Origin of the sequence: Thalassospira sp. CH_XMU1458 (genome assembly GCF_037027205.1) — a bacterium.
Classification (GTDB): domain Bacteria; phylum Pseudomonadota; class Alphaproteobacteria; order Rhodospirillales; family Thalassospiraceae; genus Thalassospira; species Thalassospira tepidiphila.
In genome coordinates this window covers 1,406,634-1,420,222 of sequence record NZ_JAYMDW010000002.1, presented here as the reverse complement: position 1 = coordinate 1,420,222, position 13,589 = coordinate 1,406,634, and the positions used below count along the sequence as shown (strand labels likewise).

The following is a 13,589-nucleotide window of genomic DNA, read 5'->3' as shown; positions in this document are numbered from 1 at the left end:
ATATTGCGATATTTGCCGCATCAACCCAAATCCCGATCCTAGCCCAAGTCCTAGCCAAAGTCGCGTCTGGCCTGAAGCACCCGTCCCATCGTGGTCATCAGGCACAAGGCACCGAAAACGGCGGCGATCATGTTAAACGAGGCCGGGAAGATACAAATAAGACATAAGACCAGTATGGTCTCGCTGCCTTCGGTGATGCCGGTCAGATAGAAAAAGCTCTTCTTGCCTTGGGCGTCGCCATCCGTGCGCCCCTGCTTGGCGGCAATGATCGCATAGGCCAGAAAACTCGAGCCGGTGCCGACAAAACAGAAAATCAGAAACGCCGCCATCAGGGCATATTCCGGTCGACCGATGGCAAAGGCCAGAATGATGCCCGAATAAAACAGAAAGTCGGACACGATATCGTAGTAACCGCCGAGATCGCTTTCCTGGCTTTTTGCATTGGGATGGCGCGACCGTGGGGCGGCATGGCGTGCAACTGCGCCATCAAGCCCGTCCATGAACCGTGATCCAAGGATCAAAACAAGTGCTGCGTAATCAAGTCTCAGCACAAGACAGCCTGCCGCCAGCAAGCCAAGGAAAAAGCCAACGCCGGTGATGAAGTTGGGCGTAATGCCCGTGCCCGAAAGCGTACGCGCAATCGCATTCAACGGCACATCAATCAGCGGGCGCAGGCGGGCATCAAACATCTGGTGTTTCCGGTTATCTCGTTGAAACAGCGACTATAAGCGCAAGTTCGATGGAATGAAAATCACCAGTTTGTTGATTGCGGGTGAGATGACTATTCACCGGACGGGATCAGTTGGTAATAGGGGCTTTCTTCAAGCACGGCGTCGTCGACGGGGCTGAGTTTGTTTTGTCGAATGACCGCCTGGATTTCTTCGATATAGACACTGCCGCGTTCGGAATATCGGGTCAGTGTTTCGGCCAGAACAGATCCCGAAAGGGGTTCCTGAGCGGCGATCATTCTGGCGCGCAAATCGCGAAATTCCGTGTAGGCCGACCCGGTATTGAGGTTCATCATATAGGCCCGGACCGAACCGAACGGTGTTTTGAAAGCCGCGATCTTGTAATCACCAAGGTGCTTTCGCTGTTCTTCGGGCGTGATGCCGTCGCCGCCATAGGTCCATTGGCCAAACAATGCGTTGCCAAGGGCGGCAAAGCGCGATGTGCCCCAGCCGCTTTCGATGGCCATTTGCGCCATGGCAAGCGACGGGGGAACCGGCGCGATGCGTTTTTCAAGTTCCGCGATGGTTGCCGGGTCTTCGGGGGCTGTTTCAACACGGTATTGTTCGGCCAGTTCAGCAATGATCGAAAGATCGTTGGTGCGGATCGCATCGCGAAGGACACTGCTTTGCAGGGCGATTTCCTCGTTCGCAAGCAGGGTCAACGGGCCGAGTGTCCGGAAAAATGTGCGTTTCTTGGCCGTGACCGTCAGTTGATCGGCAAGTTCGTCGCGCCATCTCGTCGGGATGGTTTGCAGGAAAAGCCGGGGAACGATGCGTTCCCCCGCGTTCCAGCGTTCTGCGGTATAGCCAAGATCCTCAAACAGCTTTTCAAGCTGTTCATAGCCATTCAGTTCAATGCGGATAACGTCGCTTTGGTCGGGCGTCGGCAGAAGGATATCCGCCCGTGCAGCGGGAAGGAGACCCGCGGTCATCCCAAAGGTGGCAACCGCCAGAACGGAAAATGTGCGTATCAGGACACGTTTAAACATGGTGTGCCTCGCTGATCTGACCTGACATCGGTGCAGGATCAGAATGCTACCATGCTTTGGGGTTTAACGGCGAAAATCTTCAAGACGTTTGCGCTGTTTTCCAGCCTCGTCAAAGTTATCGGGTGCCAGCCACGCCTCGAACGCGGCCTTGACGGCGGGCCATTCTTCAACGATGACGGAAAACCATGCGGTGTCGCGGTTGCGCCCTTTGTAAACCATGTGATTGCGGAACGTACCTTCATAGGTGAAGCCATATCGTGTGGCGGCGGCACGCGACGGGGCGTTCTGATCGTCGCATTTCCACTCATAGCGGCGATAGCCCAGCTCATCAAAGGCGCGCTTCATCATCAGATACATCGCCTCTGTCCCGCCGATGGTCTTTGAAAGGGCCGGGGCATAATTGATATTGCCGATTTCGATCACGCCATTGTTGGGATCCATGCGCATGAAGGCGGCAACGCCGACAGCCATGTTGGTGGCCTTGTTGATGATGGTATGGAGCATCGGGTCGTTACTGGCGTTCATGCCGTCGAGCCAAGCCTTGTAAGCGGTGAAATCGGCAAACGGGCCAGTCGGAAGGTATGCGAAGCGCGACCCATCGGGCACCTTGCTGTTGGCATCAAACAGTTGCGTGGCATCGCGGGCAACATCAAGCGGGCTTACGATGACGTGGCTGCCGATCATGTCGTTGCGCGGTGGCAATGCACACCCGGTCCAGTTTTCAACCGGGTGGCCGACGGGTTTGCCAAAAATGTCTTTGTGGGGCGTGGTCATGGTGGTTCCTGTTGGTCTGATAAAGGGTGGTTTCTGATCAGCAGGATGGTTTGAATTGGCTCTCTGTTCCAGTGCCAGTTTTGCAAATGTGATGGTGCCAATGCAAAGCCCCCACATCGGGCAATGCGGGGGCAGGAGGCTTGGAGGGGAGTTTGTGTTTGTCGGCAAGATGAAGGGCCGTGACTATCCCTTTTGCGCCATCAGTTTTTGATGGGCGTCGTAGGCCGCGATCACGGTTTCCATCTGTGCTGTGTGACCCGCAATGAATTCCGCGCCATAGATTGTCTCGTCGGGATATTCTGTGATCAGGGTCAGCGGAACATCATGGCGATCATCAATGGAAATCATGCATGGGAACCCATTGATGATGTCAAAGCCGGTATCGCCCGCATGGGTGCGATACAGTTCGATCTGGGCATTGTTGAAATCAAGGAGGCCCGGAATGGTTGCCAGCTGCTTGGTGACCAGATCAATGAAGGCATTGGCATGATCGGTCCAGTCATCGTGATGACGCATGATCAGGAAAAACCCCTTGGGCAGGGTCCACATATCAAACCCGCGCGGAACATATCCCGACAGCGGCCGGGTCCATTCGTGGGATGGATAACCATGCAAGTTTACATGCAATTGCGCCTTGCTGAAATCTTGCGCCTTCTTGCGAATTTCCTTTTCCAGCAGGTTGGCGCCAGTACGATATTCAAGATCATCTCCCAGTGCCGTATAGCGTGCCGCATGATGCATATGACGCGGATTGTCGATAATCAGCCGCTGATGCAGGGCATAGCCATCGGGGTTTTCCAGCGGCGAAATGGTGAAATGCGCACCATCGCGTTTGGCTAGTGCCTTGGCCGCGCGAAGCGCGCCGGACGGCCCGGTGATTTCGTTTGGATGCTGCCCGCCACTGATCATCACAGGAATATCGGTTCCGCTGTGATAACGTGCGCTGATCGTCCGTCCTGAACGCGATTGCGCTGTAAAGACGTCCCCGTCAATTTTCCCCAGTTCATCGGCGATCTGGGCACTGGTGAGCGGATTGGTCGCGGTATCAAGGTCCTGTGCTGGTCCTATGGTTTCCGTCGTTGAAAGCGCGCGGTTTTCAACCGTCACCGTCAGTTTGTCGGTCCCGGTCTTGATTTCCGGGACGATCTGCCCGGGTTGCAAGCCACGATCGCCCAGCGGTCGGCCGGATTTGACCTGAAACAGTTCAAGCAGCGAGAAATAGAAATCTTCGTGCAGGGCTTCATGCAGGCTGATTGCTTCATGCCCGAGTGCGATCGGGTGATCCTGACCGGGGAGCTCGACCGTGATGTTCAGTTCATTGAAATACGGTTCCTGATTGCCCCAGTCATGGGCAGCGATGGCCGCCATGGTTTGATGAAACAGGATTTCGTAATCTGTATCGAGTTGGGCGTCGCCAATGACTTTGCCATCGGCATCAGAAATCCGCAGCCAGCCGGTCGGTGACAGATGCGTTTCATTGACCGTATCGCGATGTACGCGGTTCGGGGCAAAGACTTCATGACTGGCCGTTGCACCGTTCCGGTCGGTCAGAACAACTTCATAAACCCCGTCGGTCCGGGGGCCTGCGTGAAAACTGATCCGCGCATCACCGACAAGTGCGCCTAATGGATAGGTTTCAAGTAGGAACCGGTTATCGTTTGCGGCTTCGTGGCGCGGATAGGTTACGCGGATGTCAGAGTAAGACTGCGCAGCAAGATCAATTTCTTCCTGGAAGAAATGCAGCAGCGGCTTATAGGAACTTCTGATCCTTGCGGTGATGCCGTGCTTGGCAAAGGCGGCCTCTGCCGCGCGGCGGGAAGGGGCATCTTCAAACAGCCATGCCTCGATCACCTGACCTTTGTGTGCCGGTGTTGCGAAATCCCTGATCAGGGTGTCGATGGTCCGTGGAAGGGTGGTGGCGAAAATACGGGTCATCGTGAAGTCCTACCTGTGGGGTCAAGGCTGTCGCGAAGCCAGTCACCAAGAAGGTTCAGGCCAAGCACGGTCAAAAGAATGGCAAGTCCCGGGAAGACAGATACCCACCAGGCATTTTGAAGGTAAGTACGGCCATCGGCCAGCATGCCACCCCAGCTTGGGATCAGCGGATCAACGCCGAGGCCAAGGAAGGTCAGACTGCTTTCGAGCAGGATGTTATTGGCGACATTCAACGTCATCAGAACAATGACCGGGCCGATCAGGTTGGGCAAAAGGTGACGGAGCAAAATGTGAACATCGCGCACGCCAATCGCCTGTGCCGACTGGATGAATTCCCGATCGCGCAGCGACAAGACCGAACCGCGCACCAGACGGGCATATTGCACCCATTGCGAGACGATCAGCAAAATGATCATGTTGGTCAAACCGCCGCCGACAATGGCGATAAAGGTGATCGCCAGCAGGATGAAGGGCAGGGCAAGCTGCACATCGGCAAAGCGCATGACAATCATGTCCCAGAAGCCGCGATAATAGCCCGATACAAGCCCCATGATCACGCCGATCACAACCGCACCGGCAACCGAAAGAATGCCAACCTGAAGCGAGATTTTGCCCCCCATGACGACGCGGGCCAGCACATCACGGCCCAGCGGGTCGGCGCCCAGTATGTGGGCCGTGTCGGTGAAGGGCGCTGTCAAACGGGCCATCAGGTTGATCTTGTCACCGCCGTCGGGAAACAGCAGGTCGGAAAACAGAACCGCAAGGCAGATTCCGCCGGTCAGAAGCACGCCAAGAATGAATTCCAGATTTTTATACCGCATGAAACGGGCGGATTTGGCAATGGCTGTCATGGAATTACTCCGTTCTGATCCGCGGATCGATCAGGCCATAGGCAATGTCGACCAAAAGGTTCACGCCAACAATCAGCATGGAAAGAACCGTAATCACCGCCTGAAGCACGGGGTAATCACGCGCCCCCACAGCATCAAATGCAAGGGTACCAAGACCAGGCCAGTTGAAAACGCGTTCGACCACGACGATGCCCCCCAGAAGCCCGCCAAACTGAAGACCGAAATAGGTAATCAGCGGGATGGCACAATTGCGCAGCGCATGTTTGTACAGCACCGTGCTTTCGGAAAGCCCCTTGGCCCGGGCGACCATGATGTATTGCGACTGCATGGTTTCGAGCATCGAGGTCCGCACAAGACGCACATTGGTTGCGGTCAGGATGATGCCCATTGTAATGGCGGGCATCAGGAAGCTTGCAAATCCGTCCATTCCGCTTGGCGGCAGCCATTGCAGGGTAATGGAAAACAACAGAACAAGCATGATGGCCAACCAGAAGTTCGGGAAGGATAACCCGATCAGCGAAATGATCCGGATGAACTGATCTGCCCATTTGCCGCGCGAAACGGCGGCCTTGATGCCAAGCGGGATTGATACCGCGATCGAGACGAACATCGAAGCAAAGGCCAGCATCAACGTTGCCGGCAAGGCATTGCCAATCAGGTCGATCACCGGTGTTCCGCCAAGGAAAGAGCGGCCGAAATCAAGGGTGAAAATCCCCAGAAAGAAATCGGTATATTGCACCAGAAATGGCTTGTTGACGCCCAGTGCCTCGCGAATACGGGCAAGGTCCTCTTCGGTGATGCTGCCTGCACCCTGCGAAAGCATGAGTGCCGGGTCACCGGTCAGGCGAACGGCAAAGGCGACGACCAGTGTGACGGCGACAATCACAAAGGCAGCCTGCAAAATGCGTTTAATCAGAAATCCGGCCAAGGTCTTAATTCCTTAAGCAAACAGAAGGTGGGATGCCGCCCGTAATGCGGGGCAGGCGGCATCCCGTAAAGGATCAGTCGACTGAAACTTCGTTCAGGCGCAGGCGGCTATCGGGAACCGGGGTGAAGTTTTTAACCCGGTTGGATAGGCCAAAGATCGCATTGAGGTTGTAAAGCGGCATTTCCAGCGCACGATCAGCTGCGTAATTGGCAATCTCGCGCAGGATTTCCTCACGCTTGGCCTGATCGGTGATGGCGCGCTGGCTTTCAAGCAGCTCGTCCATTTTTGGGTCGCTGTCATACGGGTTCCATTTTTCACCCGTGTGATACATGAAATAAGCCGTGTTATCGAAATCAAGCGTCCAGCCACCCCAGGACTGCTGGAACATCTCGCCGGTTTTACCCTGCGGGATAATGTCGTTTAGCAGAACGTTGGTTTCGTAAGGCTTGATCGTTGCATTCAGGCCAATGATCTGAAGGTAGCTGGCAACAGCCTGCGCCACTTCGTTAAAGGTTGAAGCATTGCCGCGAATATTGATCTGAACATTGGCGCCCGGTGCGACGCCCGCTTCGGCCAGAAGTTCCTTGGCTTTGTTCGGATCATAAGGAAGCGGCTCCAGGGAGGGATCATAACCAAACGACAATTCACCCTGGAAGCTGACGATCTCGGATGCCTGACCACCCAGAACCGCATCAATGATCGCCTTGCGATCAACGCCATAAATCATGGCCTTGCGCACGCGCTCATCCTTGGTAATACCGTTCGCGGTATTAAAGCGCAGGGCATAGACGGTCGGGCTTGCGGTGGTGACGACCTGAATATTCGGGTCTTCTTCGATGGTCGGGATCATGCCGATCGGAATGGTCGGCGGGATCACCAGGTCAACGCGACCAGCCTGCAATTCGGCAACAGCCGTCGATGGCTCGCTGATGAAGCGGTATTCAAGATTGGAAATCTTGGCCTGATCGCCCCAGAACCCGTCATAGGCTTCCAGTTTGATGCCGACCTTCGGTTCGTAGGATACGAATTTGAACGGACCGGTGCCGACCGGGTGCGCGTTGAAATAGTCTTCGCCATTCTCAGCGATATATTTCGGCGGCACGATCATCGCACCATAGCCGGCAAGCTTGGTCAGCAGAACCGGATCAGGCTGGGTGAGGTGCATGTCGACCGTGTAATCGTCGATGACTTCGACATTGTCAATCGCGGCATAGTTCGAACGCTGCGGGCCTTTTTTACCTTCTTCGCCCATCAGGCGATCAAAGGTGAATTTTACAGCATCGGCGTTGAACGGCTCGCCATTATGGAAGGTAACGCCTTCACGCAGTGCAAAGCGGATACGCAAACCGTCATCAAGAACCTCCCACGAGGTTGCCAGACCCGGTACCAGTTTGGTGTCCGGCCCGCGATAGGTCAGACCATCATAAATGTTGGTTGCAACCGAGGCCCAGTTAACCAGAAAGGTATCGACCGGATCCCAACTGCCCGGATCCTGCGGCGAGGAAACGGTGAGTGTGCCTTCGGCGTGTGCCGGCGCAGACGCCATCATGCCACCGGCAAGAGCCAGCGCCATAAGGGCGGTACGCATTCCCTGTTTAATCATCAAGTTTTCTCCTTTGGTTGGTGGCTGGCTTTTGGAGCATCACGGAAAACACCGGTTTTTGATTTTCTGGTGTTTTTTTGGGTGACGTCCCGAAAGCCCGATCAGACCGCGTTGGCCACAAGATGGCCGGGTGCGATTTCCTGATAGCTGACAATGGCCGGTTCATCCCCGACACGACGCACCGGGCTTGGAATTTCACCGTCAAGCATGGTGCGATTAACGTCGCGTGTGGGGTCGGCCACCGGTACGGCGCTGAGCAAGCGCTGCGTATAAGGGTGTGACGGGTTTTCAAGAACCTGCTGGCGCGAACCAAGTTCGGCGACCTGACCGAGATACAGCACGGCGACCCGGTGGCTCATCTTTTCAACGACGGCCATGTCGTGGCTGATGAACAAGTAGGCCAGGCCGTGTTCTTCCTGCAATTCCATGAACAGGTTGATGATCTGTGCCTGGATCGACACATCAAGGGCCGAAAGAGCTTCGTCCGCGATGATCAGTTTCGGGTTCGAGGCAAGTGCACGGGCAATACAGATGCGCTGGCGCTGACCGCCGGAAAATTCGTGCGGATAGCGATCCGCATGTGCCGATGTCAGGCCGACACGTTCAAGCAACTGGTCAACGCGCATTTTGATCTGTTTGGTGCCATCCATCAGATGATGGGTATGGATCGGTTCGGCAATTGAAAAACCGACCTTTTTGCGCGGATCAAGCGAGGCAAACGGGTCCTGGAAAATATATTGAATTTCCTGACGCAGACGTTGCTGATCAGCCTTGCCCATGCTGGCAAAGGGACGGCCATCAAATGTGATGTTACCGCTGGTGGCTTTTTGCAATTGCTGAATGGTCCGCCCGATCGTCGATTTGCCTGATCCGGACTCTCCGACCAGGGCAAGAGTCTCGCCGCGGTAAATGTCAAAGCTTACATTTTCGACCGCATGCACACGATGTGTGACGCCGCCAAAAATCCCCTTTTTGATGTCAAAGCGGGTGACAAGATCGCGCACCTGCAAAAGTGGTTGGGCATCGTATTTTGCCGTGTTCTGGATGTGCTCACTGCCGACGATACGCGGGGTGTCGCCATCCATGACGGCAACCGGGAACCGTTTGGGGAATTTCTCGCCCGCCATGGCACCAAGACGCGGAACCGCCGAAAGAAGTGTTTTGGTGTAGGGGTGCTTTGGGTTGGCAAACAGGTCTTTGACCGGGCCTTCCTCGACCTTTTTACCTTTCCACATCACCACGACGTCGTCGGCAACTTCGGCCACCACGCCCATATCGTGGGTGATGAAAATAACCGCCATGCCGAGTTCGGCCTGAAGATCACGAATGATGGTCAGGATTTGGGCCTGAATGGTGACGTCAAGGGCGGTGGTCGGCTCGTCCGCAATCAGCACTTTGGGCCGGCAGGCAAGGGCCATGGCGATCATTACGCGCTGTCGCATGCCGCCGGAAAGTTGGTGTGGGTAGCGGTTCAGAAGTTGTGCGGCATCTGGCAGGCGCACCATTTCAAGAAGCCGCAGCCCTTCTTTCAGAGCGTCTTTCTTGGACATGCCTTCATGCAGGATCAGCGATTCTGCAATTTGGTCACCTATGGTGAATACCGGGTTCAGCGACGTCATCGGTTCCTGGAAGATCATGGCAATGTCCTTGCCACGGATCGCACGCATCTTTTTTTGCGGCAGGGCGAGCAAATCCGTTTTGCCCGTCGTTCCTTCAAAGATGATTTTCCCGGACGGGTACGTTGCCCCCATCATTTCTGCCAGACGCATCACCGAAAGAGAGGTCACTGACTTGCCTGATCCGGACTCTCCGACAATGGCCGTCGTTTTGCCCGGTGAAACGGAAAGGTTCAGGTTTTCAATGACGCGCGATGCGCCAAACTCGACAGACAGATCCTCAATACGCAGAAGCGGGGCATGTTCAGTCACGCGATTATCCTCGACTATCAAGTGTCGGAACGCGGGGTGGCGCGTACCGTGCAGACCGGGACCCGGAATTGCTGTGGATGGTTGGCATCTGATAAAGAGGTGTTGGGACGCCGTGGGGGGCGATGATCCCGATGTTTGCTGCACCGGCAGCACGTACCTTTTTCCAGATAATAGAGTTCAGCAACCCTGATCGCGGTTGAGCGATTTATAATTTATACACAATCATCATCATTTATCTGACGTTTTGTCAACGTTTTGTCTTTTTTTGAAGTTCAAATCGCATTTTCTGCACTTTCGGACGTGTCAGACCCTTTTTCGCGATCTGCTAGTTTGCTGTTTTTAATAAAAATAGTTACAGGCGACTTCTTTTGGCTCTTAAGCTCGGTGTTGGATGCGTGATGTGCCGGTCCAAGGGCAAAAAGACAGACTCCGTGAGTTGGATTGGCCGATACCTGTTTGGGTCAAACGGTCAGATCAATGGAAATCATGGCTGTCGATCTTAAGACGTTTGTGACTGGCGGTGCGTGTTTCTGGTTTTGAGCCCAGCTGATCCAAATCAGCCTCCGGTTTAGGGGCGGGTCGGGGTGCTGTGGGTGATGTGGCTTCCCCGGTTGGCAGGGCGGTGCGTGGGCTGGCCCAGCGCAGGTTGCGTGGATGGTTGTTGGCATCGCGCGCAATTTTGGTGTTCTCGCTCATCGATTGCAGCATATGGCTCAGATCGACCAGCTTGTCGGCAATGATGTGCGTCACCCCGTCTTCACGTTGCAATTTGCCGGTCACCCCAAGGACCGTGGCGGTCATCACCTCGCGACGGTGTTGTTCCATCACCTTGCTCCAGACCACAAGGTTGGTGATGCCGGTTTCATCCTCAAGGGTGATGAAAACAACCCCGGATGCCGTGCCGGGGCGCTGGCGAACAATCGCAAGTCCCGCATGGGTCAAACGATCCCCATTTCGCACATTGGGCAGATCACTGGCGGTACATACACCGGCGGCACCCAATGCATCACGCAGCATCGCCATCGGATGGCCCTTAAGCGACAGGCGCAGGCTGGCGTAATCTTCGATGATCTCTTCGCCCGGGCCCATGATCGGCAGGTCCACCGGCGCCTCTGCGCCAAATTCGGCCGAGACCCCCATATTGTGGTTAAAGTTCTGGGCCGCCTCAAACAGCGGCAGGCTTGCTGGGGCCTTGCGCCCCTTGCCAAAACGCCGCACGGCCCAAAGGGCTTCGCGCCTTGATAAGCCAAGCGATCCGAACGCATCGGCCTCAGCCAGTTTTTCAAGGGCTGCTGGGGATAGTCCTGTCTGGCGCGCCATCAGATAGACATCCTGAAACCCGCCAGCGGGCCGGTTGGAAATCAGGGCAAGGGCATCAAGCTCGCCAAATCCCTTGATCTGGCGAAAGCCAAGCCGCACGGAATGATATCCCGCCGTGCGGCCCAGTTCACGTTCCAGCTGATTGTCCCAGAAGCTGTGATTGATATCGATTTCAAGCACGCGCACCCCGTGATTGCGCGCATCATTGACCAGTTGTGCCGGGGCATAAAACCCCATCGGTTGCGAATTCAAAAGCGCACATAAAAACACATCCGGGTGATGGCATTTAAGCCAGGACGACGCATAGGCCAGAATGGCAAAACTCGCCGCGTGGCTTTCGGGGAAGCCATAATCGGCAAAGCCTTCGATCTGTTTGAAGCAGCGTTCGGCAAATTCCATGTCATAGCCGTTACCCAGCATGCCATTGATGAACTTGGTCCGGTGTTCGCCAATGGTGCCGGTGCGCTTGAACGTTGCCATGGCACGACGCAGGTTGTCGGCCTCTCCGCCGGAATAGCCAGCGGCGACAATGGCGATCTGCATCGCCTGTTCCTGAAACAGGGGCACACCGCAGGTGCGTTTCAATACGGCTTCGAGTTCCGGGGATGGATATTCGACCTTTTCACGGCCCATGCGCCGCTGCAAAAATGGATGGACCATGCCGCCCTGGATCGGGCCGGGACGGACGATGGCGACCTGAATGGTCAGATCATAGATGCTTTGCGGTTTAAGGCGGGGCAGCATGCTCATTTGCGCGCGCGATTCCACCTGAAAGGTGCCGACACTGTCGGCCTTTTCCAGCATGCGATAGGTCGCCCGATCTTCCTTGGGAAGGGTGGCCAGATCATAATCAATGTTCTTGTGCGTGCGCAGCTCATCCAAGGCCTTTCGGATGCAGGTCAGCATGCCAAGGGCCAAGATATCGACCTTAAGGATACCCAGCGCATCAATGTCATCCTTGTCCCATTCAATGGTAGTCCGGTCCGCCATGGCGGCATTGGCAATCGGCGAGAGTTCACAAAGCGGCCCGCGCGTGATGACAAAACCACCAACATGTTGCGACAAATGGCGCGGGAAGCCCGTCAACTCGCCCGCGATATCGAGAACCGCCTTCAGGCGTGGTTCATCGGGATGAATGCCAGATTGACGCATCATATTGTCATGCGCGCCCTTGCTGCTGGATCCCCAGATGGTTTTGGTCAGTTTGACGATGGTGTCTTCCGACAGGCCAAATACCTTGCCAACATCGCGAATGGCGCTGCGCGATCGATATGAAATCACCGTGGCGGTCAACCCCGCCCGTTCGCGGCCATAGCGTTCATAGATGAACTGAATAACCTCTTCGCGGCGTTCATGTTCAAAATCGACATCAATATCCGGTGGTTCATTGCGCGCATTGCTGATGAAGCGCGAAAACAGCAATTCCACCTTGTTGGGATCGACCGAGGTGACATGCAAACAAAAACACACCGATGAATTGGCCGCTGATCCGCGCCCCTGACACAAAATGCCACGGGACCGGGCAAAGGCAACAATGTCATGCACGGTCAGGAAATAGGGGGCATAGCCCAACTCGTCGATCAGTTTAAGTTCTGTCTCGATCAGGTTTTTGACCTTGCCCGGCACACCTTCGGGATAGCGTTTATGCGCGCCTTCCCAGGTCAGGCGGATTAACCGTTCCTGGGTGCCTTCGCCCGATCCGTCATTTTCATCGGGGTATTCATAGCGCAACTCATCCAGGCTGAAGGTGCATTGATCGGCTATCTCGACGGTGCGTGCGATCCAGTGCGGGTGACCCGGAAACAGGCGGGCCATTTCACGCGGTGATTTGATATGGCGTTCGCCATTGGGGAATAAACGGTATCCCGCATCCTCAATCGTGCAGTGATGGCGAATGCAGGTCAGGACATCCTGCAATGGTTTGCGCGATCGTAAATGCATATGCACGTCATTGGTCACCACGGCCGGAATGCCAAGATCGGCCTCGACCGCCTCGGTAAATTCCAATCGTTCGCTGTCAAACCCGTCCATAAACCGCCCGATGGCCAGCCAAATGCGATCTTCGAAATGCGATTTCAAACTGATCAGTTCAGTGCGAAAGGTGTCACCCGGCACCTGTGGCGGCACGGCGATAAACAGCAGGCCTTCGCCATGGGTGACGATATCGTCAAGATAAATCTCGCACGATCCCTTGGGCGCGCGCCGCTTGCCAAGGGTGAGGAGCCGGCACAGTCGGGCATAAGATGCACGGTCGGTCGGATAACACAGCAAGGATGGACCATCCATAGGATCAAGCCGACAGCCGACAATGTAATTCAACCGGTCGGCATAATTGCGATGGGCGGTATGGCCGCGCACCACCCCGGCCAGCGTATTGTGATCGGTGATCGCAATTGCATGCAGGCCCTTGGTGGCTGCGGTCAGGACCAGTTCCTCGGCATGCGATGCGCCGCGCAGAAATGAAAAATTGCTGCTGACATGCAGTTCGGCATAGGCCGGATCATCGGTGCGGTTGGTTTTCTTGGTCATGGCA

General features: G+C 55.5%; 9 protein-coding genes. All 9 read right to left on the bottom strand.

Annotation, left to right across the window (positions count from 1 at the left end; translation table 11 throughout):
* Positions 1–50: 50 nt before the first annotated feature.
* Entirely contained in the window at positions 51–689 is a 639-nt protein-coding gene (locus tag WBY09_RS13990) for a CDP-alcohol phosphatidyltransferase family protein (RefSeq protein ID WP_197147121.1), read from the bottom strand.
* A gap of 92 nt (positions 690–781) precedes the next feature.
* Positions 782–1,717 carry a glucosaminidase domain-containing protein gene (locus WBY09_RS13985; protein WP_197147122.1) on the bottom strand — a complete coding sequence of 312 codons (936 nt, stop codon included), beginning with the start codon at positions 1,715–1,717 and terminating at the stop codon, positions 782–784.
* A 63-nt stretch (positions 1,718–1,780) separates the two neighbouring features.
* The gene (locus WBY09_RS13980; protein WP_197147123.1) at positions 1,781–2,491 is read right to left on the bottom strand and encodes a GNAT family N-acetyltransferase; all 711 of its coding nucleotides are present in this window, start codon (positions 2,489–2,491) and stop codon (positions 1,781–1,783) included.
* A 183-nt stretch (positions 2,492–2,674) separates the two neighbouring features.
* On the bottom strand, positions 2,675–4,426 hold the full coding sequence (locus tag WBY09_RS13975; protein WP_197147124.1) for a peptidase M14: 1,752 nt from the start codon (positions 4,424–4,426) through the stop codon (positions 2,675–2,677).
* Positions 4,423–5,277: an ABC transporter permease gene (locus WBY09_RS13970; protein WP_336233044.1), complete on the bottom strand. Its 855-nt coding sequence runs from the start codon at positions 5,275–5,277 to the stop codon at positions 4,423–4,425. The genes WBY09_RS13975 and WBY09_RS13970 overlap by 4 nt, the downstream gene beginning before the upstream one ends.
* 4 nt (positions 5,278–5,281) lie before the next feature.
* A complete protein-coding gene (locus WBY09_RS13965) occupies positions 5,282–6,205 on the bottom strand; it encodes an ABC transporter permease (RefSeq protein ID WP_008890453.1) in 924 nt (307 codons plus the stop codon).
* 73 nt (positions 6,206–6,278) lie between these two features.
* Positions 6,279–7,808, bottom strand: coding sequence for an ABC transporter substrate-binding protein (locus tag WBY09_RS13960; RefSeq protein ID WP_197147127.1), 1,530 nt, complete (start codon positions 7,806–7,808; stop codon positions 6,279–6,281).
* Positions 7,809–7,909: 101 nt separating this feature from the next.
* Positions 7,910–9,736, bottom strand: coding sequence for an ABC transporter ATP-binding protein (locus WBY09_RS13955; protein WP_287444138.1), 1,827 nt, complete (start codon positions 9,734–9,736; stop codon positions 7,910–7,912).
* Between the two features lie 474 nt (positions 9,737–10,210).
* Positions 10,211–13,585, bottom strand: coding sequence for an error-prone DNA polymerase (locus tag WBY09_RS13950; protein ID WP_336233041.1), 3,375 nt, complete (start codon positions 13,583–13,585; stop codon positions 10,211–10,213).
* Between the last annotated feature and the right edge of the window lie 4 nt (positions 13,586–13,589).